The following is a 22,186-nucleotide window of genomic DNA, read 5'->3' on the forward strand; positions in this document are numbered from 1 at the left end:
AGTCTGTTCTGACGGATCACGTACTCGACAATGCGCGTAGTACCGGGATCTTTATGATACTAAATTTTAGCAATGTCGCTCAATTTCGCTCAAGACACATCCCAAAATGCTAGCACTCCCCTTCCCCGTAGGGAGAAGGGTTTCCATGTCGCCCCGGGCTTCCTTCGCAGCGTAATAAGCTTGGTGCTTACTGCTCTTCCAGGCAAACACGAAGATGTCGGCTGTCGCCGCCAGATTCTTTAGCTTTTCGGTTGCCACCAGATCAGCGTTCACCTCCACTCGAGCCATGGGTAAGATCTTTCGCAGAAATTGACGTGCGCGCTGCCCAGCTGGCTCAGTTAGGGTATAGATGCCGATTAGACCGGCGAAGTCTGCATGCGCAACTGTGTCGGCATGATCTTCTTCCTTAAAGGGGAAGGCCTCCAGTAAGTTGGCACAACCGTAATCCTTTGCCAGCAGGGACAGAATCGCAAATTGCGCCGGCTTGAGGCGGTGAGCGTGGGTGCGTGCCATATCCACAACTGCCATAAAAAAGCGCAGTCGCGACTCGCTGTCAGGAGAGCTATGTAAGACCAGTATTTCAGCCGCATTAAGTGCCCAGTCGATGTTAGTGGGTGCATTGTTGGCTGTAACTATCTCCGCATAGCTATCGAGCGCTTCGACGTAATCGTCCTTCGATGGACCAAGGCTGATTAACGCATGCATGAGAACAGAGGCCAGTTCAAGCTCATTGGCCGAAACCACCCCACTCCATGCAACGATGCGGATCAGCATTGAGTAAAGAGGTATGAACCCCCGCACTGGATGAGCCTGGCGATCGACAAAGAACTCAACTAACGCCGCGAAGGCATCGCGAAACACATGCTCCGCCTCGCCACTAGCATTGCCGATCCTCTCGGCCAACTGGCGGCAGGTTTCTGGATCTGAAGCGTAGTCCTCTGGGCTCCAGCGCAGGAGCGCTTCCTCGAGGATTTGCAGTGGTGGCCACTCGTAGCGACCGGCTTCGACATAGCGAACCCAAGCAAGCCAATTTGTATCAGGCCGCCTTTGCGGAACCTTTGACTCCTCAGAGGTGGCCACCGACTGCAACTGATGCAGTCTGGCCAAGTCACGTTTTGTCCAGGTTGTCCGTACATCCTCAGGCGCTGTGTTTATCGCCACAAGCACCCGCCGGGTGATTTCAGCATCGTCCAACTCCACCGCGCAACGTAGCATGATGCTATACGTCCATGTTGCGGGGAAGGCTTCAAACGACAACCGCAAGGCCAACTCATAATCGTCATCAACCAAGGCCTGACCTGCAAATCCACAAGTATCAGTCCCGGACGGCTGAACGGATGCCAAGCGGCTGGACCAACGCGTGATTAATTCGCGCCCTGCAGAGTTCGGATAAGCGGTAGCAATGGTCTCGCAGCGACCTATATTTGGTTCATCTTGTGCTAGTTCATAAAGCAGAAAGGCCTTCAGTACATTGGGCTGACGTATTCCTTTCCGCTCCCGAAACAGCGAGCCAAAGTGTCGAGCGATATCGTCCCGAAATACGGAGAGGATGGCGTCAACATTCGGTTCATTCTCGATGGCGGAGATGTAGGTTGCATAAAGCGCCTCGATCAAGTCGCTGAGGGTCTGAGTCGGTAAGGACAGGCCAAGAACGGATTTTATCAGTGAGTAATTGTGCGCCAACTGATGCTGGCGGCCGAGTCCGGCCAGCATACGGATTTCCAAATACTTCTGCTGTTCCGCGTCAATACGGCCGCTAGCGATCAATTCGTCGTATAAATGTTGAGCACATGCTTCGTTGCCGGCCAACAGCGCCCGATCAAACTCAGCACGAATCTTGCCGAACGGACGCTGGGTGCGGTCCGGGATATCTGGGCGACGTCGTAGCAAACTGAGATACAACTGCAAGGCTTGTGTAACTTCACCACGTGCCGCCATATCCACCGGCCTTATGCGGAAAACGAAACGGCCAAAACGTTCCTGCAAAGCGCACTCGATTTCGTCACTACAATCGACCTGAATCGGTTGGCCAAGGAAGTCGCTATAACTGGGGCCAACAACAGCTGTCAGTTCCTGCGCCAACGCGACTGCCGTAGTCTCGTTCTCAGCCATTGCATACCACTGAGACGGCCCGTCAGCATCGAACACCGGTAAAACAATAGGCGATTGAGAGCCTTGGGTGGCCAAAGCGACAATCCAAGGGCCAACCTGCTCCAGCCATGCCGCCGAAGCTTTGCTACCGGCTATGGCTTCCCAGTGCAGCGCATTGCGGCTGGAGAAAAAGCGCTCGAGCCAGAACTGTTCCTTAGGTGGCAACGAGTCAATCATGCAACCTCCCTATAGCGGAAAAACTCAAGGCGTGTGCGACCAAGGTCGTGCTGGTCGAGCGAGTATTCGACCCACTCATCGTTGATCACCATGCCGCTATAGGTCAGGTTCATTGAGCCCATCAATAAGCAGCGCGTGAGCAAAATGCCCTTGGTATGCAATCGGTCGTGAATGTGTACGGCAAGCTGATCTTCCAGGCCATACTCACGAGCCAGCTCCGCAATCCGGGTACGGAAGGCATCGTTGCTAGCTTCGTTGCGGGTTACGACGTTGACCTTCGTTCCTTGGTTCATCAACGTCACAAGCACGTCGGCGAGACGGATTTCGCGCCTTCCCCACTCGGGATTGAGGGCATCGAAGCTACCGGAACGATTGTCGATCAAAACCACATTGCTGATCCAAGGTGAAACAACCCAAATCTCCTCGCCAGGTTGCAACACCTCAGCCACAAACATGGTCTGTAGCAACTCTTTGATGGTTGTGACGCCAGTAGTCTGCGTCTTGAAAATTCGCCGGTAGAGAATGTTCATTGCACCGCCTCAACCAGTTCGATATCAGCCTCTATCATGGATTGGGTTTGACGGATTCCTTGGAGGCGGGCGTACGCACGCAAATAGCCTGACTCGATTGGATTGGTTACGAGCATATTGAGCGCCGCAGCCAGGCGAGCACGTTCGACTTCAGGACAGGTCAGCGTCACTTGACGGCCATTGGTGAGTTGCTCGGCAGTCTGCCCCAACCAATCAGCGTTCAGAACTGATAAGCAGGCACGATCATCGCCAATCGTCTCCGCAACTAGCAGGCGCTCGATTAAGGGCAATTCAATGAACGGATTCCTTATTTGCAGTGCGGACTGACGTGTCGCCCGGCCACGAGGCCATAGCAGGCCGGAAATAGCACCAATGCGCCAGGCCGCGCGATCGCCACCTGCCGGGGAACCGATATCGGACACGACACGGTCAATTCCGTCCGATTGGCTCAAGTAATAGCTAAAAACACGCAAATCAACCTCGATGCCTATGCGCATCTCCTCGCCTTGCCACTGACTTAGTGCTCGGGAAAGGTAAAGATCGGTCGCTGCGCCGGATCCAGGCCGCAATACTCGGTTACCAAGCGCAACCAAAAAACCGTGGAAAGGTGAGAAGCCTTCCTGCATAAGCGCTCGGCGTAAGCTCCGGAAGGACCGCGCCATTTCCTCCTGGCTGTCAGCAGCACGGAATTGGCGCACCAGCTCAGCGCTTCCCGAATCTCCGCTACCGTCATCATCAGCTAGCAGGGTAACCATTTGCTTGAGTTGATGGTCGATCAACTCAAATTCCCCCATGTCCAGATTGGCACGCACGATAGAGAAGAAACGGCGCGGATCCTCCGCGTAACGCCGCATGAACTCCTCGATCAGCCCGTTTCCCCCGGGACTTCGCTCAGTAAACCAAGCCTCCATTACTTGAGAATCGTACCCAGCGGCTTGACCGGGAATGACGGGGCCGCGGTCTAAGTCCACTGTCAAATCTTCCGGATCGACACTCGGGCATAGGTCCGTAATGGAACGTAAAAGCGCAGCAGCAAGGGTGGAATGGTAGACCCCGCGTAGCCACGGCTCCCAGTTGGAATCGATCGGATCCCAAAGCATGGCACCAAACTCATGCAATTCCGCAGTCACAATGGGATCCCGCAGATATGCATCCAATTCCTGGCGTAGCTTGTCCGGACTACTTGTGGTCATTTCGTCGCCATGTACTTCGACCACTTGCGACTGGAATAGAAGGCTTAGCACGTCCGGTAGCGATATCGACGCCTGGCCGTGCCGAATGGAGGCATCGGCCTCAGCCAAGCCGATCTGCCTTTCTATCGCTTCAAATGTTAGGGCAGACAGGTAGATCTGCGCTAACCACTCGCGCATGAAGGGGCTACGAATCATGGCTAATCGCTCACCGCGCCACGCAAGGTCAATGAAGCGGGCACTGCGTAAAGAACGCCACTTCGCTCCATCTTCAGAATGCTGCCGCAAATGCAAGTTCGTGGGTACATGGACCTGGAACACCATTCCGTCGGCGGAAAACTGCGCTCCCAGGCCCACCGCTTGGCTTTCACGTTGGAACACTGTATCGGCCCGAACCTTCTCCGAACCGACAGTAATTTCCGCTGAAGCCCCGACTGCGAAGCGTCGTATCTCTAATGGTGCGTGGCGTGAGTGCGTAAAAAAACCGATACGGGTGACGATCTCTGCCCAAAGGCTGCCGAGGGGCGGCGTCAACCAACTTGGCTCGATGGTGGCGATAATCTGACTATGCCACTCCAACGAGGCATTCGACGAATCCTTCACTGCCGTGGGAGGTGATTGCGGTGCCAAACGTACCGGACGGTAAACTGGCAGCGCTACAGTTTTATCGCCCCGTCGTACCAGATACTCCCCTAACGGCACATGACTGCCTATGGCGTCGATATCAAGGCCGAAGATATCGCTGCTCATGCCCGGTTCACTTTGGAAACTCGGCGACGGTGCGATCCAATGCCGCTCAGTACGATAGCGCACACCAAAGCGTCGACTTACGCGGCCAGGTGCGAACTCGCGCATTGCAGCGAACACTGACATCACTGAAGCATTGAAAGGGCTTGTCGAGTGCGGATCTGACAGATCGATGGCAACCTCTGCTAAGTTGAGCTCAGCGAACAGTGAACCTGGAATAAAGTCCGGTAATGGAGTGTTATATGCTTGGTAGTCCTGTTGTGGGTTACCGTTTGCACTCCAATTGGTCGCTAGGCGACGGAGCGCAGTCGGTAACACGGTTGTCAGAAGCGGTCGCGGGTACTCCCACAATATTGCCGATAATTCTTCATCTGACAGACGCAGCGCGCTACGTAGATAGTCTGAGAGACGTCGGGTGCCCGTTTCGGTTTCAAGAATATTTCGTAATTCGCGTACCAAGCGCTGGCGCCGCTGCGCATTGAATTTTTGGCCACCGCTCAGGTCGTTCCAAACGCTGCCTGCAGAAGCATCCTGCAGTCGCAGTGCCAAGTAATCGATCGTGGCATACACCGCTTGCATGCGGGTAATGTATCGGTTTGCCAAGGGGAGTGTACGGACCGGCAATTCCGGATCGAACAGCAAATCGTAACTTTGGTAAGCAACGCGATCGCGGCCATAGTCAGACAGCACGATCGCTGTCCAGGGACGCATATTACGAGTGCGGCCACCGCGCCCCTTTCGCTGCAGGAATCCCGCCATACCGCGCGGTGCCTTGTGCTGAATCACCGCGCCGACGACTGGATCGTCGAATCCCACTTCCAGCACGGCGGTGGCAACAATGACATCTGCGTCGGCATCAACACCACGATCCTGGGAACTAACCCGCTTTACCGCCAAGCGATGCTTGAGTCCCTGATGTAAGTCTTGGCAGAAGCGCCAATCTTGCCCGTTGGCATAGCGTAAGAGTGATGTTCCGGCCTCGCGCAGTACCGCTAGGCCACCGTCAGGCGCACCCCGCATGTCCGGGTCACCATAGCTATTGCGCCCCTCTGCACTGAGTAAGTCAAAATACAGACGATTGATCACATCTAGGTTGTCAGTGAAGACGAAGGTGCGCTGGCCGAAGGCGCCGTGGCTGACCGACTTTTCCAGTCGCGCAGCTTTGGGATCGAGGCAGCGCTGTAGCACCATAGCAGCCTGGATGGTGGTGGAAAGCAGTGCCTTGCGAGACACCGGATCACCGCGCAGGGCAATCATGTATTCGGCGCCTTCGAATTCGATCTCATCAGCACGCGGCGACACTTCGTCTACGAGATTAGGGCGACAACCGGTCAGCGCGGAGAAAAACTGGGATGCTTCGCGCAGGGTCGCAGACAAACCAACAAAGCGGAGCGGTTGCCCAAGCAGACGTTGCCAGCGCCGCATGAGGTAAGCCACTTGAGCGCCATGCTTGCCCTCGTAAGTATGCACCTCATCCATCAACACTAGTTCCGGTGCATGCAGTGCCTTGGGGCCAACGCCAAAAAGATGCATCATCGAACTGTCCGAGAGGCGCTGGTTTAGCATCTCGGTAGTGGTGAACAGGATGTCCGGTACGGAGCTTTTAAGCGCTTCCCTAGTGAGCGGGAACACGGAGCCATCTAACACCGATTCACAGCAGGCACACACCAATCGTTCGCGGCCCTCGCTATGATCCTTATGCAACCACCGCAACTCGCCGCTACAGTCGAGGCACGCTAGAGTCGGGCAAACTCGATCATTACCTATTCTTGGCCAATCACAGAACTTTGCGGAATGCGGGGTATCACCATAGAGGGCCCCAACGCAAACCGACACCTTGTCCTCTTGTGGCACACCGGCTTGTAGGCAACGTATCCGCTGACAGACTTCACGCAACTGATCCTTGAGCAACTCTGTTCGAGGATATATAGCGATCGCCTTGACCCAGCGCTTGGACTTGTCGTCCAGCAACAGATGACGATAGATCGACGCTAACGCCGGTACATAGAAGGCGAGAGTCTTACCACTGCCAGTACCCGCACAAACGATGGTCGCCAGATCCACCCCTGTCTCGATAGCACGCAATATGCGCTCCGCTGCACGTACTTGAAAGCCGGACAGACTGAGCATACGGCCAGATGGCATTAGCAGAGCACGCACAGCTGCTAGCAGCGCTGGACTTGAGGCCACCTCACCGATCATGAGCAAAGCCTCTTCGACGGAGATGTCGCGCGCCGGATAGCGACGTCGACGACGCAAAAAGCGAAAGTCTGCGACTAAGCTAGGGGCATGCTGCCATCCGTTGGGTCCTGCGTGTTTCGGAAACAACTGCCGCAAACGCTGCAGTAAGCGCACGGTTTCAGCCATGCGTGATCGGTAACCTGTGGCGCCAGCATTTCTGGGCACCTCAGTTATCCATTTGCGCTGCAGAAGTTCTGCCAGGACGCTCTCGACGGAGAAGAAATCCTCGAGGCCATCACTGATGGCAGTGTCAATTAAGGGGTTGAGTAGATCGCTGATTTCTTCATGGCTGAAGGTACCATCGACGATGCCCCAGGCCAGCAACCTTACTTCACGCTCTTCGATGCTATCCAACACCGAAGCAAGAAAACGTTCTCGTGCTTCCAAGATGACTCCGTTCGATTAGCGTGCCCGCACTACGTAGTTAGACACCATGTTGTTCGTGCGTAGCCATTCAATGACCTCTTGGGTCAGGAAGTCGAGGCTAGCTCCGCTTCCCGAGGAAACAGCGTTAAAGAACGCCCTTACCGGTACTGGAACCTCGTCGTTCTCAACAAACTGGATGCTCGCCAACTCGTTCGAAAATGCGTGCACCTCACGCAGAACCTCGGCAGTACTTGGAACGATATTGCGGTATTGACTGAAGCGTTGATATAGGTACGTATAGCGCTCAAAGGCCTTCCGGTTCTCTGGTAGAGCCTGCAGGATGGTCTGCTTTCGTTGTTCAGGAGGGACACCACCAAATAGTTTTCTGCTGAAGTAGTCTTTCCAGTCCTGCTTCTGCAGAGTCTCTGCCGTGGCGCTGAACTCGGTGAGCATCGATATCAATCTGCTCCAGCGCTGCTTATCCACCAAAGTGTCAGACCTTTGGGACTCGGCAAAACGGGCGCTGATCTGGCTTATCAATTGCTTCGTCTTGTCGATGCCCGGAACTGGTGTGAGCAGAACACCTTGCTCCCGGAGCAAGGCATTCCGACTTGCTAGGGTTGCAACCCGGCCTTCAAGTTCCTGCAGTTCGCTTCGTTTGGCCGCTAAAGCCTCAGCCTCCTCAATGTCGCTACTGGCATTTTCAGCGAGCCTCAAACTCTCGCGAGCACTCCTTGCATCGTTTAAGAGCATGCACCTTCTCCTTCCACCACCAGGGCATCCATTTCACTCATGAGGCGTTCGAACAATCCGAGGATCTCGCTGGCCTGCTCCTTAGGGCTAACACCCTGAAATTGTTCCTCTAGACCCTTGGCGCGCTTATCCGAGGCGCGCACCACTTTACGCGCCACCTCGACGAACCGCGACGCCACGATGAGCGGATAGATATCAAATCGCCCCATGCGACTGACCAACTGGTCGTCGCTCAACTTCTCTTCCTCTTCACCAGAGTTTGCAAGCATGGATAGGGATTCTCGCAAAGCTCCTCTTCGAAACTCCTCACACAAATTTCTAAAAGCCACGTGGCCAATACCGATCTCGTCCATACTCCATACGGCGGAAGACTTTAACTGCTCTGCGAGCGCCCTGAGTTCCTCTGCAATTTCTTGTTTGTCGAAGTTGTCGCCAAGCTCTGCAGTCAATTTGGTTCGAATGTTGCCCGCTCCCTGCCACACTTTGCGCACCAGAAGCTTTACACGCGCTTCGCTCATTATCGCCAGCGCCTGCCTCAACTCAGTGGAAACCAAGTCGAGGGAGTGTAAATTCGTCGTTTCGCCCTCTGGCAGCAAGCAATCCGCCACCCGCACCATGTCCATAGCATAGGAAGTCCTGCCAGAGCCTTGGAAACTGCCGCAGTAGGATGCAACAAGCTGGATCAAGTCAGGGCGTATCCGTAATGCCTGCTCCTGCAAGCCGCGCCATTCAATAAATTCAGCAGGTGCCGATTCAGGAGGGCGCTCGGAAATATTCTGAGATCCGAATAGAAATGCAGCAAGGCTGGCCGGTGTACGGTAGCGCTCTATAAGACCGAGAATTCGGCTATTTGTAGATAGCAATCGTACTGCCATGCCGAGTTTCTGCCGCATGCTAGCGCGCAAGAGCGCTAATGCCTGTGGCATCAGTCGATCCGTAAGATTACCGATCCAGACCAAATCATCATCGCTGCCTGCGTAATTTACCTTGCCGCCATTTAGGTGAATTAAACGAACCACCGCTGCCAGTTCCGAGCGCAATTGTCCGGTCGGGTCGGAATGATCATCTGCCACCTTGATTGCGTCAGAATCAAGGTTGCCCTCCCCACCAGCATTCGGAATTGATATCTGTTTGGCCTTGATTGGCGATTTGATAGTGCACTCAGCCGACCAGTCAATTCGCTCAGTGATAGCTGACGCGATCGATTGTCGAATTTGATTAGCCACTGTCTGGTTAAGGCGCTCCCCATTCTGCACCCACTTCTCGAGAGCCTCGATCAGGTAGGCGTCGTCCGGTCCGGGCGGTGAGTCAGTAGGCAACTGACTAGGCTTGTCTGTCGGAATTTGTTGAGGAATGGGTTTAGGGGTGAATTGAATATTTGGCCGATCCAACTTAAAGGCATCAAATACCTCCTTCGGAATATGGCCAATATCCGCTGGTGTACGCGGAGCATTACCCCAGATCGCCACAAGGCGCCGGTATCGCTCTCGCATATCTTCCGACACTGGAAGCGAAGACAACCATTGTGAGACTTCCGCATTCGTCCCCGGCGCATCAATATCCGGCGGTGGAAATTGCCCACGCTCAAAAGCGGGGCGACCAGGCAAAAGTACGCTACGCAGAACATTATCAATAATGAAGCGTGGCGTGAACACTAGGGTATTATTTCTGGTAAGCGCAGACCGAGCCAACTGTTCGACGGCTTGCTCGGTGTATGGGAATAGTGGAATCTCATTTTCCTTCCCAAAAGCAGTCAACACATCGATGTCACTGGTGTCATCAGGAGTGGCATACGGCTCAATCCATGCACCTTGCCGGCCACTTAAACCACCATTCATCTCGAAGTGGCGCACCAAATTATGGTAACCCCAGCGCGCTGCGTTTAAGTACGAAGCCACCAGTGCCTTGGTTCGCCGAAAGACTTCTTCGGGACTGGACAGTTGGCTTTCCACAATCCACTCGCGTTTCGCGCGGGTAGCGATCGTGTCTTGGCCTGCTAAATAGCCGTCAGTAACGGCTATAACTGATCGCATCGTTGCAAGTTCCCTGACGCCGTCACGCACGCCCTCCTGGATTAGTACATTGAGCAGTGTGTCTTGAATGCCGGTCAGCGCCTTAAAGTCCTCCACAAAAATCACCAACTCACGCTCCTGTTGGAGCAGTAAACGGCGAATCTCAAGGATGACCTCTTGCAATGTCATACCACCTAGAGATTGATGCAGGCTAAATAACTGGCGAATAGCTTGGTCGACAACCTTGCTCTCATTGAGTAGTCGTGCAGCAACGCGTCTACCCTCGCCTTCGCGCAACTGAAGGGTACGAACATAGTACGATTGAGTCGTTAATGCAGCCTTAGTGATATCGATTGAGTCCGGAAGAAGGAAGTCGTCGGCCTGAAAATCTTCGACCTGCACCTCCTGCTCGGCCTGACTTTGTCCTGCAATGGCGCGCTTGACGATTTTGGGGAATACTTTGCTGCGAAAATAGTCGACTAACTCTGGATCTCCCATAAACTTAGGCAGCGCTCTTGCGTGTCCGACACGTTCCTTCAGCAGCATATTACTAGGATTAGCTTTAAGCTGAGCGTGCAATTCATTCGCCAATTCGCCCAGCGCAATATCTAACTGCCCTTGAAATCTAATAACTGCAGTTGCGATATTGATTTCTTCTGTAAACGCCTTAGCAAACTCCGCCTTAACTGATGCGTAATCTTCACCTGGCAACTCAGTCAGGATCAGTTCTACCACCCGCCGCAGGCTGGCACTCTTTGGAATACGGATAATGACGTAGCGACCATCTTCGTTCGCATTTTGCAGCTGAGCCGCCAGCATGCGTACCATATGTGACTTGCCGACACCCGATGCGCCGGTGATGGGCACCACATGAGAACCGGATGGCACATCTTTCGTCATTAGGTACTTGAAGAGGTCATCCTCGCTAGCCTCAATACTCTTTCCCGAAGAGATCAGCCGGTAACTTAGAGGCGAAGGTTGGTGTACCGCCAACAGGACAGCATCGTGCGCACCTTCAGCTTCGTGGTTGATGCAGAGATTAACTTCTCCATCAGTAGGCCAATAACTCAACAGACTCATGAAGCGTCCCTCAGTAGACGAACATGGGTAAAGCTTTCCCAGGCACGCCCACCTTGACCTACAAGGGTGAGTTTTGAACCAGCATCGGCTAATACCACTAGGCTGATCACTCCCTGCAACTGTAAACGCCGCAAAGCGAATGAGAGCGCTGTTGACAAGTGACTGGCAGCGGGTGCGGCCCACGTCTCAGACTTCAACACCTGTTCTACCTCGAGACGATAATCACCAAAATCCAGCACAGGTAACCGTGCAGCCAGGCGCGAAACGAACTCAACTGCGAGCACCGTCTCGTCCTTCTGAATCACCTCTTTCAACTCTGTGCGCACCGCCACTGTTGGGTCGCAGAAAAAACTGGAGTCTTCTCCAGTGGCAAAGCCAAGGAATCTCGCCCAAGATCGGAACCCTGCCCAACGTGTGTCGTTCAGAAAAATGAATCGCCCCACTTGCACCTGAGACTTGATCAAACTCTCGATTTCACCATGCGTGCTTGGTAGCGTGTAGATATCCTGAGCCAAGCACCAAGCCAAACCTCGGCAAAAATCGGCAGTGCGCCCAACGTCCTCTTCCGAAACGCTGCCGTCCGCGGGCCATAGTGGTAGGGCGTGCTGTTGATGCAACGCAAGCCTTCGGCAAATGGCGGGCAAGCGCTCGGCAAACTCATCAACTGACTCGCCCCGCGCCAGGTCAACGTTCAAACGAACTTGGTCATCGTTCTCGATGAACAGTCCAAGTGCTACCCAGCGGGCCAACGTAGCACGCGCCCGAGATGCCAGCGCCTTGGCTTTCCCCTTGTCGGAGTTTTTTTCGGCTTCCGTTCCAGAACTTGCATGCGGGACACAGATGCTAATCAACTCGTCGCGAGAAATGACTTTTTCTCGGGCGACACATCTGGCCAGAGTCAAGACTATCGGATGAAGACCGTCATTTTCTCGGTTAAGAATGCTCATTGACTTATCACTTGAGTAAGGTTGCCCAGATGCAGAGCATTCGGGCTTACATCGGCGAGGCGACGTGAAGGGTTGTCGGGATCCAACATGCCGAGAGGCAATAGAACAATATGGAAAGGCCGCCGTAGAACTTGGATATCCCAGACGACTTTAGGGGGCGAGTCAGGCTCAAGCACCGTCAAACGAGCTAAAGGCGAATAAGGTTCGAGATCGAAATCCTGAAGAGACCGCTGCAGCAATATCCGGCCTCGCACTCGCTGGTATAAGCGACTCCATTCGAAGTGACTCACTAGATCCGAGGTGGGTTCAGTTGCCAATTCGCGCACCCCACACGATTGAACCAGCCAACCTGCGAACTGCAGAATTGAATCACGGATTTGCTGCCTAGGCCGGCTTTCATCATAGAAGACATATGCAAAAGCAAAATCTACCCAAGGAAACTTATCCAGCCATTCGCATGCTGACGATGGTAAGACACGATTAACCGGCACTACTACAGGTTCACTAAAGTGCCTACTGTTCTCAGTGCCGAAGCGATCTCGCGGACAGCCACCGCAAACCTGCGAAACCTGTACCGGCCATCGCTCCGACCGAATGCGATACAACTGCGCAAGTGTGGCGCCCACCTCTTGGCCGATCTGCTGATCCAACCCACTGGACTGCGGCAGCAGTTGCCGCATCATTTGCAAGTTCCGCTCAGCCGCCACTAGCGTATTGTTACGCGAGGCAGTGACCAAGCTTTCCCAGACCTCAGGAATCTGATGGCCGTCGTTGTGAATGCGCACGCGCACATTAGCCATGGCCGCTAGCATCGACGAAGCATCCTCGCCTGGGTCCGCGCCCTGATCTTCACACTTGACCTCAAGGTCGAGGGCTATGAGGCCAGCACGCGCCATTAGGATGAGGGTACGCATATTCCAGTTAACGTTGTATTCGCTTCCCCCTGGCAACCCTTCGCGCACGGCGTCAATATTGATTTCCCATAACGCCTCATCACCGGTTGGTTGGCGTGACTGGTACATCGCCTTCCAACGACTGAAGCCGAGCTCATAGGAAATAATCTTGGGTCTTGCGAGTCGTTCCGGAAAAATCCAGTCGCTATCGTCGAATAAAAGCAAGCTAACCGACGACTTGCCATCACGGCCACCGCGACCCACCTCTTGATAATAACGGTCCAGGGTCTCCGGAATCGTCGCATGGATTACCGTGCGCACATCACTTTTGTCGAGGCCGACACCAAAAGCAGAGGTCGCGACGATACCGTCGAGGCGATTTGCAGCCCATTCCTCAATGATGCGCTTCCGCTCGCGGTCAGGCGTTCCGCCGTCGAATGTAGCAATGCGGCGCAGACCACCACTGCAACGAAGCATGGTGTTCCACTGCGCAACTTCCTCGCGTTTCGTAACGTAAAGAATAAATGGCCGCGGCGCATAGCGCAGCGACTCCAGTACGCGTTCTTGTTTTTCCTGCGGCGAAGAAGCCTTGTAGAACCAATATTGAGGTTCTGGGCGAAGATGCACCGCCGATACCATTTGCACCCGTTCAGATGGGCCGAATAGGCTCGCCAAAGTGTCCACTGTTTCCTCCGTGAAAGTGGCACTCATTAGCAAGGTACGAAAACCATGCGGCGATAAACGAAGCAGGCTGTGGCGCAGCCCTGCCAAGGCCTGAAAGGACGGGCGGAACTCGTCTCCCCACTGGGTGACGAGGTGAGCTTCATCAATTACGAAATATCGAAGCATGCCTGATGTAGCAGCATCCGACACGGCACGAAGCAAGGAGGTAGTGAGCGCTTCTGGTGAGGTGAAAAGAATGCGCTGGGTACCATTACGCAAGCGCTGCCTAATCGCGGCACGCTGTTCTTGCGATAAGCCGCCGTGCCAGGCCAAAGGCCAATCTGATCGGGAAAGACCATTACTCCGGAATAGCTTTCCCATAGCACGAGCTTGATCGAGGGCAAGGGCGACTGTGGGCACGACGAAAATGGTTAGATGACCATCCTCTTTGTTAACTAAGGCCGGTGCCTGCCCAACCAGACTCTTTCCAGAGCCCGTAGGCAAGTTGACTATCAGGGTATCGCCTTCGGGAATCAGGAAGGCCGCGCGGACCGCCTCTCGTTGCCCAGGGGAAGAATAGTTGGTGAAACCCGTGGAATCACGAATGAAAGGGTCAGCCTCGCATTCCATATCCTGGCGCACTCTCACATCGGAAAATGCATCCGCGAAGACACCACGCTCCCCACTACCAAGCCACTCGGGATGCCACTCACGAGCTGCCAGCAGATAGGCAGAGGACCCCGCCTCTATCGCATCCATCCCATGGATGGCCCAACTCGCACGATCAGGCCACCCCTGACCGGCAGGCACACGTAGCCTCATAATTTTGCCGACGCCGTTGCTGGTTCGGAGCAAAAGTTGTCGTAACAAAGGCTGCAAGTCAGCGTGCCATGATGCATTATCGCGCTGGGCTTGCGCCGCATCCAGTACTTGGCAGATCCGGTCCAGCAGGCTGTCATCTATCTTCTCCGGCCAAGCATCAACATTCGGCCAGGCCGCGAGGACAGCCTGCAACTCATCGAAACCGAAACTCATGCGTCTTCCTGAACGTGGCGCTGGATGATTGATACAGGTTCGCTGGTGAGGAAAACCACGCCTGCGACGTCGACCTTCACCGAAGGTGACATTATGCCGCGGTGAAGTGCTTCGTTAAGTGCCTGCTCAAGCTTGAGTTGGCGCGCCTCTGCTTCTGCCTCCCTACCATGTAAAGACTGGATGCGAGCCTGCAACTGGGCATAGCGAATTTCGTCTTCAGCCAGCGCCCGCTCAAGCGCGCGATGCTGCCGCCCTTTCAATTCGGGCCTGGCCCTCACGATAGCAAGCGCGCGGTCACGCATCCGTTCGCAACGCTCCTTCCAGTTGGCGAAAGTATCTGGCGCCATCCTCCGAAAAGCACGAAAGTAAGGAGTCTCAAGATTCTTGTCGATGTAACCGCTCCCGCCCCTTTTTGCGTACTCAGGCATCAAAAAGCGCTCAATGAAATCTTGCGTCAGTTCATCGCCGTCCTCGTCCACCCAGACTTGCATCACTGTTGGGCCAAATAAGGAGTCTCCGCGTCTCGCCAGCACAATACGTGCCGCTTGGCTCGACTGGCCTTGGTCGGCACTCAAAATTGTGACTGCTTCGTTCAAGCAAGATTCGATCACAAAGTCGAAACGGAAGCAGAGCCGGATTTCTGAAGACGGGAAGTGATCGAACACTTGCCGCCACATCGCATAACTGCGACCTCGGTCGTCCATCTCAGAAAACGATTTGATGGCCTCAATGAACTCTGTACCGTAACGTAGCGGACGAACCTTTCGTCTCACTGCAGTGGGGCGGTGCACAATGTATGGATAGGATTGCGGCCGAGTCGAACGACTGCCAGGCGCATCAAAGTCAATGGCACCTAAAAAGTCGCCGATGAACCCTGACGAAGGAATGAGGGTTGGAGTGTTATTGTCGCCATCCGGCGAGAAATAATGAAATCGGAATGGTTCATCCACAGGCTGTGTACCGGGCCGACTCTGTTCTACTACCTTGCGGAACAGAAGGGTGTCCTCAATCCAATACATCATTGTGTCCCGTATGGTCCTCCAATCCGAATCGACTTCGAAGAGTTCGTCCAACTCCGCTTCAGGCACAGGTGACAACTGATCCAGTGCGTCTTGCTGGTCAATCAGTTTGAGTTCACGAGCAACTAAGCCCGAGGGACCGGCCAATCGCTCGCGAAGCGCGTCAAGTGCTTCTACGCCGCCATGGATCATTGCACTCTTCAAATCACTTAGCTCTGACTCAACCAAATACTGCAGGCTGGAAATAGACTGATTGAAGATGCCCCATCCCTGGTCGAGAATTCCAAACCACGCTGCTTGTATAGGAGCACGTTCATTGAGCAATACGTATGACTGAACCGAACTGCCAGCACCATAGCGGTCAACACGCCCCATACGCTGCTCGATTCGATTGGGCTGTAACGGGAGGTCAAAATGCACCAAGACCTTGTTCCCGCCTTGCAGGTTGATGCCCTCTTCTGCATGGCGGTCGCAGACAATGACTCGAATCGCGGGGTCAGTTAGAAATCCTTGCCAATTAGACCCATTATCCCATGCAGGAGATTCCTCAATCTTGTGTCGAATCGCGTAGATTCTGTTGCTCTTTAGGTGAGCGAAGACTTTGTCAGCTACGGTTTCATTGGTGCAGAAAACCACTGCCTTAGTCGACTCCGGCAGCGATCGCACCCCTATATACAATTGATCGAGACGAGTCGCCATCCACTCATCGTTGTCAATCGCATGAACGACCGCATCAAGAAGACCTTCCTCTCCAACAAAAGACGTGATCGAATCGATCCCGATGCTACGTTGGCGTTCCAAGCAAAGTTGACGAAGCGCGCCTAGATCTTCCAAAAGAGTACAAACCGCGCTCCAATAGAACGCTCCCAGCGTCCGCGCGGCAACGTTATCTTGTTGATAGATCGACAAAGAGGCACTTACACGCCAGTCCTCTAGAACTGATTCGAGACGCGCCATGGGCGAATCCCCGACCTTCCAGACTTGTACTCCTTTGCGCTCGGGAGTTAGCCCCCCAACTTGGCTTCGTCGGTTGCGCAGAATGCGACGATTGAGACGATAAGTCTCGGAAATATGGGCTCGCAGATACCGTACAGTTGCGCAAAATTCCGGATCATCCTCCTCCGGCAACTCTAGTAACTTCTCCTTGAGTGCGCCTACTAATTGAACCAAGCGCGAGTCATCCGGAATGCGCTCGATCAAATCATCAAGCACGCCATCCATGAAGAATGAATTGCTTGGATCTAAGGCAGCAACCGCTTCAGCGAGGGCCTGCCGATTAACGATTTTGGCATGAAAGCTCTCTAGGTCATCTAGCGGGTAAACCACTGGATCCAGCAGATGCAACATACGGAGGAAGCCTGACTCGTTGCGCAAAATGGGCGTCGCCGATAGCAGTAGCAAGCGATCGGTACGCTGCGCCACGTCGCTTATTAGACGGTACAAGTCTTGCGTAGTATCGCTCGCGCGAGGATCGGCCAAGTGATGCGCTTCGTCGATGACAAGCATAGATAGATTTGGCAGCACTTTGCGCAAGTGCTCATTGTCTTCCTGCGCCAGAACGAATACCGAGATGTCGATGAATTCACTAAGCCCAAAGCGAACGATCAACTCATCCCGCCATTGGGTCACCAGAGCATGCGGGACCAGCACGAGTACCCGATGGTTACCTAAATCGTCGAGCACAGCTTGACGGATGATGACTCCTGCCTCGATGGTCTTGCCCAGGCCGACCTCGTCCGCAAGCAAATAACGCTGGGAGTGATCGGTCAAAACGCGCCGAATAACATCGACTTGGTGCGACTCCAATTCAATAGAAGACGAAAGCAGGGCAGAAATGCCAAATGCACTACCTCGTTGATCAAGATAATTCCGTAAAAACCCGGAACGCGCCTCCGCGAAGAGTGGGGTTTCGGTAACGAAGTTGCCGAGGAAGTCAACTGGATCCTGAATCGGGTGCTTCCATCGGACGAAAACCTGATCGTAGCCGAGATATACATCAACCTTGTCAGCCAAGCGGACCTCGAGGCCCTCCCCGTCGTCCTCACGCACCCGCCCGATACGCCACTGGTCGCTCAATTCGTCGTAGGTTAAGACTCGGGTGTTACGTCCCAATCGCTTGGGCCTGATTGAAGAAAACGGGACCTCCGTACGGCACCGGCCATCGCGCCCTGGGTAATCGAAATATTCAACCAAGGCTCGCGCGCCCTCACTGCGCACAAGCTTACACAGGCCATCTCTTTCGGAATCCTTCACTAAACAGAACATGATGCCTCTTGCGTCTGTAAACCAGAGCAGGAGAAGTGGCTTTGGCACTTCCCTAGCTGCCGATGTTCCCTGACAGTCGCACCATGAGGTGCTGCTCTCCAATCGGAGCGGATATCCAACAAGCCCCATGCCACTCACAGGACAGCGCAGTATCAAATCTCATCCACTGATCGATCTAAAGAAAGCTGCAGGCGATGTTTTTCTGCCAGTATGGTCGGAACCTATCCTGATCGTCTACCTCGACCACTGAGGCGCACCCCAACTACGCCACAGTAGGTTGCCATCCTGAAACCCTCGGGCTAGAGTGCGCCCGTCGTGGTAAGTCCCGCGGCCGGGAGTCGAAACCCGCTTTGTCTGAGGCGCGGCAGCGTTCATAGCTGTGTAGCAGGTACCTTTTACCCAGCTACTGCATTTCTATGGCGGGCCGTGCGGGGCAGGCTTTTGCCTGGCCGGTTCCCTCGGACGCCGGTATTTCGACCCCCGTACGGTTCGCCACCATTACCGAGTCGAAACGGTGTTGGTGGTTCCTCTCACTGTCCGAGGAGCATAAGGAATGCGCTACCCCTTTTTTACCCGAGAGCTCCGCCTTGGGCTTCAGGTCTTGCTGTCCACCTCTAATCCGGAGGTGCGCCATGGCTGAGTTCGAATCCTGCGTTGTAACTTTTCCGCTGCAGCGAAGCCCGCTGCATGAATCCGAACGCTCTCCCCTACCCTCTGAAGCTGCAGCTGAACTGCGCGGTGTGATGCTCGGCAATCTGCTCGATCAACTGGCTGAACCTGAAGGCTTGCAACCGGCGGATCTGCGCGTGCGCATCGCTGCTTACTCAGCGCTGGCTCTGCTCGATGAAATGGTCGTGCTCTATCGCCGCGCCCTCTCTGACGTTCGAGGAGGTGCCAGATGAGCAAGGGTGTGATGACCTGCCTTCCACCTAACGACGGCCATCCTGGTATGGAGATCACCTGGGCTGCCGATTGCAGAGAGGCATTCGACCAGGGCGTGAAGCTGGCACAGACCTGGCTCGACAACGCCCGCAGTGGATGGCTATGGGCAGTGATGATCGCAGAGCGCGATCTGCTGCCCTGCGCTATTGAAAGGCGAGCTTTTGAAGTGGGTTTCCTGAGCCGTATCCACCAGCGTATTTGCTCGCACCTTCGCTGCGGTGAGCAGGCCGAGATCTATACCGCGGGTGATTGCTTTAGCCACAGAAAGACCCTGACGCTCGCCGGAGCAAGCTGTCTGGGCTGACCTGAGCCATGGCAAATGCCAATGAAGTGGCCTGTTTACACAGACCAGGAAGGAAGGTTCTGAGCTAACGGAGTGCAGGGTCAGCGTACTGACTGTTTGCACTTCGTTAGCCCAGAGACCTGAGAATATTTCGGTAGCGGCCATCTGCCAAACGTTTTGATGGGGCACTGGCTATAAAGTGGCGAGCTGCCTCATTCCTGTCTCGTTGTTGATGCAGGTCACATCCGCAGATCTACTGCTCGCCAACAACGCCTCCGGGCGTTTTAGGCTGTATCGATAGAGCCTGCGCGCTGCGCTTGCTGGTGGCGCCTGGGAGATCGGTGGAATGGCGGTCTTGCTGTTTCCTCTCACCCTATCACGGCGTTCTCGCCGTCAAGGGCTGCACGCGCTTCGCGCATTTGCGGCGGGGCCGTCTAACGCCCCCTGACTGCTGCGCAGCGCCGTGCTGGGCCGGTTCCGGGCAATTTCGCCCGAGCAACTGGAGCATGATCATGTCGCAGCTTTCTCTCGCCTTTGACGCTTCCCTGATGATTCGCGACGAGCAAGGTCGCTATCTGCCTGCCACTGCAGAACAGATCCTGGACGCGGCTCGCAAAGTGATCGATCAGAAGGTTCAGCGAGGCTCAGCCTTCACGTCTGCGGAGCTGGTCAAGGAGTACCTGATCGCGAAGCTGGGTGGCTTTGAACACGAGGTTTTCGCAGCGCTGTTTCTGGATGCCAAGCATCGCCTGATCCAGTACGTCGAAATGTTCCGCGGCAGCATCGGCAGTGCATCTGTGTACCCACGCGAGGTGGTCAAGGAAGCGCTGCGCCTGAATGCAGCTGCAGTGATCTTCGCGCACAACCATCCAAGCGGAAATCCAGAGCCAAGCCAGGCTGACAAGGTGCTCACACAGCGCTTGAGAGAGGCCTTAGCGCTGGTCGATGTCCGCTCGCTGGATCACATCATCGTGGCTGGCCAACGCACCGTATCTTTCGCCGAGCTTGGGTTGCTATGAACCAAGGGGGCTGAGCCCCCTTTTTTGCTGTGCCTTACCACTCGTGTGCAGCCGGCTCTTCCTCATTGGAAACCCGCTCCCGAAAGACATAATTTCTTACACTCGCCGCAAGCCCTTTCAATACGAGGGCTAGACGCCATATGCGCAAAGTTTTGCACAACACATTCTTGCTAATGTCCTGCGCGAAATCTGGTCAGTGTGGGTCGCGTTCAGGCTTCTTAAAAGAGCCAGCCAGCCCACCGCCCTCTGGCCATCCTCCTCAAGCGAAATTGCGCTCATGCAAGGATCTGCAAGATGAGTGGAAAACCAGCAGCACGAGTTACGGATCCAACTGCCTGCCCCATTCCTGGACACGGCACTAATCCAATCGTTTCTGGCTCCCCAGATGTGCTATTCGATGGTTTGCCAGCCGCCCGCCAAGGCGACCCCACTGCCTGCGGCTCAACGCTGGTGGGCAACCTTGTTGCCAATGTGTTTATTGACGGATTACCTGTCGCAACTCTAGGCAGCACAGGCAATCACGGGAATGTTGTAGTCGGTGGGTCGGGAACCGTAATCATCGGTAATACACATGCGGCTGCTGCCTTCACGGCACCGCTTGCTGTGCCCATGGTTCCAAAGATTTGCCTACCCTGCCTACTTCTTGCTGCCAGTCGTAACCAGACATTCGTACCTTTGGAATCACTCGGAGTCCGGAGATGAATGGGGCAGCCGGTTTTCGCAGTATCGAAGACGAGTGGCGTACTCGTCTTGCAGATAATCCGGAGCTCAAGCTTTTCGCACTGGTCGACGGAGCCCGCTACCTGACCTTGGAGTCCCGGTTAGTTCAGGCCTCTGGCCGTTGGCAATGGCTGTTGGCGGGCACAGAGCTGGATGCAATCAAGCAAGGTGGCCCGGCCCTTGTGCAGTTGGACGAGCGCAGCGACTTACAGCACTGGCTCATAAACCGAGACCGCAAAGAACCCATGGTTTCATGGCTAATGAGCACCAAGAGCTTCGAGGCGCTGTCCCAGCATCTTGGTTCGCTTTTGTTCACCAGGCTTCCCGACGGCAGGAAATCACTCTTCCGTTATTACAATCCGGTCGTTCGGCGGGCACTTGATTGCGTGCTGAGCAAGGAGCAGCGCCAACAAATGATGCGACCTATCGAGCATTGGCTGGTATGGCAGCCGCTCGAGTCCCGCTACCTCCCTTTGGATGCAGATATGCAAGGGGGGCAGCATGCTTGAACTGTCGAGCGAGCAAGTCGCGCAGCTTGATGCAGTGCGCCGCGACGAAACCATCGAAAAGTTGCTACTGGAGGTACGAGCGCAAGATCCGGATTGGTTTGCTCGTCATGGCCTGACAGGAGGAACCAGCTACCTAGCCGGATATCGGCGGCACGCCGAGGGGTTTGGCATTACCGCCCCTCAGGTCATCGAGGATTTCATGCGTTACGGGCTCATGTTCCCTGGTTTTCACAAAGATGATGCGTTCGTGTCCTGGATGAAACGTTCAGTCGCCGACTCGCCTGAGCAGCGTTTCAAGGACTATCAGAGCGTCATGACGTTCGTCTGGAAGCTCAAGAACATCACGTGGAACTGACAAGGAGTCGTCTGATATGGGTTTGATCACCGCTGCAGGAAGCGCACTGGGCAGTCCCGGTGCAACTATGGGCCTTCGCGCAACACCTCGGTTCGGGCCGGGTATGCCTTTAGCCCGCCCACCGGCTCCTCGACTTCCAATGCCTACAGCTCGCCCCTCCCCTCGCCCTATGCCAGAGACACTTCCCCAATCGGGAGCTCGCCCTGCTCCACGCCCGATTCCGCAGCCTCAGGTACTGCCGCAAACGCGCACTGCTGACAAGGCAGAGGATCGAACACGAACCTGTGAT

General features: G+C 54.8%; 14 protein-coding genes. 6 read left to right on the forward strand and 8 right to left on the reverse strand.

Translation table 11 applies throughout. The features are described from left to right. Window positions 1-66 precede the first annotated feature (66 nt). Genes dpdD through dpdE form a run of 8 tightly spaced genes read right to left on the reverse strand, consistent with a single transcriptional unit; the run spans window position 67 to window position 18,069 of the window. The gene (gene dpdD, locus ACODS1_RS17370) at window positions 67-2,328 is read right to left on the reverse strand and encodes a protein DpdD (protein WP_489086642.1); all 2,262 of its coding nucleotides are present in this window, start codon (window positions 2,326-2,328) and stop codon (window positions 67-69) included. Then, a complete protein-coding gene (gene dpdK, locus ACODS1_RS17375) occupies window positions 2,325-2,858 on the reverse strand; it encodes a phospholipase D-like domain-containing protein DpdK (protein ID WP_489086643.1) in 534 nt (177 codons plus the stop codon). The genes dpdD and dpdK overlap by 4 nt, the downstream gene beginning before the upstream one ends. Further along, window positions 2,855-7,423: a protein DpdJ gene (gene dpdJ, locus ACODS1_RS17380; RefSeq protein ID WP_489086644.1), complete on the reverse strand. Its 4,569-nt coding sequence runs from the start codon at window positions 7,421-7,423 to the stop codon at window positions 2,855-2,857. The genes dpdK and dpdJ overlap by 4 nt, the downstream gene beginning before the upstream one ends. 15 nt (window positions 7,424-7,438) lie before the next feature. Beyond that, the gene (dpdI, locus tag ACODS1_RS17385; protein ID WP_489086645.1) at window positions 7,439-8,155 is read right to left on the reverse strand and encodes a protein DpdI; all 717 of its coding nucleotides are present in this window, start codon (window positions 8,153-8,155) and stop codon (window positions 7,439-7,441) included. Beyond that, window positions 8,146-11,247, reverse strand: coding sequence for a protein DpdH (gene dpdH, locus ACODS1_RS17390; protein WP_489086646.1), 3,102 nt, complete (start codon window positions 11,245-11,247; stop codon window positions 8,146-8,148). Before dpdH ends, dpdI begins: the two co-directional genes overlap by 10 nt. After that, a complete protein-coding gene (gene dpdG / locus ACODS1_RS17395) occupies window positions 11,244-12,194 on the reverse strand; it encodes a protein DpdG (RefSeq protein ID WP_489086647.1) in 951 nt (316 codons plus the stop codon). Before dpdG ends, dpdH begins: the two co-directional genes overlap by 4 nt. Beyond that, window positions 12,191-14,785 (reverse strand): protein DpdF, encoded by a 2,595-nt coding sequence (dpdF, locus tag ACODS1_RS17400; RefSeq protein ID WP_489086648.1) that lies wholly within the window; start codon window positions 14,783-14,785, stop codon window positions 12,191-12,193. Before dpdF ends, dpdG begins: the two co-directional genes overlap by 4 nt. Continuing rightward, window positions 14,782-18,069 (reverse strand): protein DpdE, encoded by a 3,288-nt coding sequence (dpdE, locus tag ACODS1_RS17405; RefSeq protein ID WP_489086649.1) that lies wholly within the window; start codon window positions 18,067-18,069, stop codon window positions 14,782-14,784. The genes dpdF and dpdE overlap by 4 nt, the downstream gene beginning before the upstream one ends. A gap of 632 nt (window positions 18,070-18,701) precedes the next feature. Here dpdE and ACODS1_RS17410 point away from each other — a divergent pair. The 6 genes from ACODS1_RS17410 (at window position 18,702) to ACODS1_RS17435 (ending at window position 21,897) form a co-directional block, all read left to right on the forward strand. Further along, window positions 18,702-18,971 carry a hypothetical protein gene (locus tag ACODS1_RS17410; protein WP_489086650.1) on the forward strand — a complete coding sequence of 90 codons (270 nt, stop codon included), beginning with the start codon at window positions 18,702-18,704 and terminating at the stop codon, window positions 18,969-18,971. Then, window positions 18,968-19,315 carry a LasR-specific antiactivator QslA gene (locus ACODS1_RS17415; RefSeq protein ID WP_489086651.1) on the forward strand — a complete coding sequence of 116 codons (348 nt, stop codon included), beginning with the start codon at window positions 18,968-18,970 and terminating at the stop codon, window positions 19,313-19,315. The genes ACODS1_RS17410 and ACODS1_RS17415 overlap by 4 nt, the downstream gene beginning before the upstream one ends. A 491-nt stretch (window positions 19,316-19,806) precedes the next feature. Beyond that, window positions 19,807-20,313 (forward strand): RadC family protein, encoded by a 507-nt coding sequence (gene radC / locus ACODS1_RS17420; RefSeq protein ID WP_489086652.1) that lies wholly within the window; start codon window positions 19,807-19,809, stop codon window positions 20,311-20,313. A 294-nt stretch (window positions 20,314-20,607) separates the two neighbouring features. Then, window positions 20,608-21,015, forward strand: coding sequence for a PAAR domain-containing protein (locus ACODS1_RS17425; protein WP_396465749.1), 408 nt, complete (start codon window positions 20,608-20,610; stop codon window positions 21,013-21,015). Then, entirely contained in the window at window positions 21,012-21,542 is a 531-nt protein-coding gene (locus ACODS1_RS17430; protein ID WP_489086653.1) for a DUF4123 domain-containing protein, read from the forward strand. The genes ACODS1_RS17425 and ACODS1_RS17430 overlap by 4 nt, the downstream gene beginning before the upstream one ends. Beyond that, the gene (locus ACODS1_RS17435; protein WP_489086654.1) at window positions 21,535-21,897 is read left to right on the forward strand and encodes a hypothetical protein; all 363 of its coding nucleotides are present in this window, start codon (window positions 21,535-21,537) and stop codon (window positions 21,895-21,897) included. Before ACODS1_RS17430 ends, ACODS1_RS17435 begins: the two co-directional genes overlap by 8 nt. The last annotated feature ends 289 nt before the right edge of the window (window positions 21,898-22,186 follow it).

The organism is Pseudomonas sp. FG29, assembly GCF_057809355.1.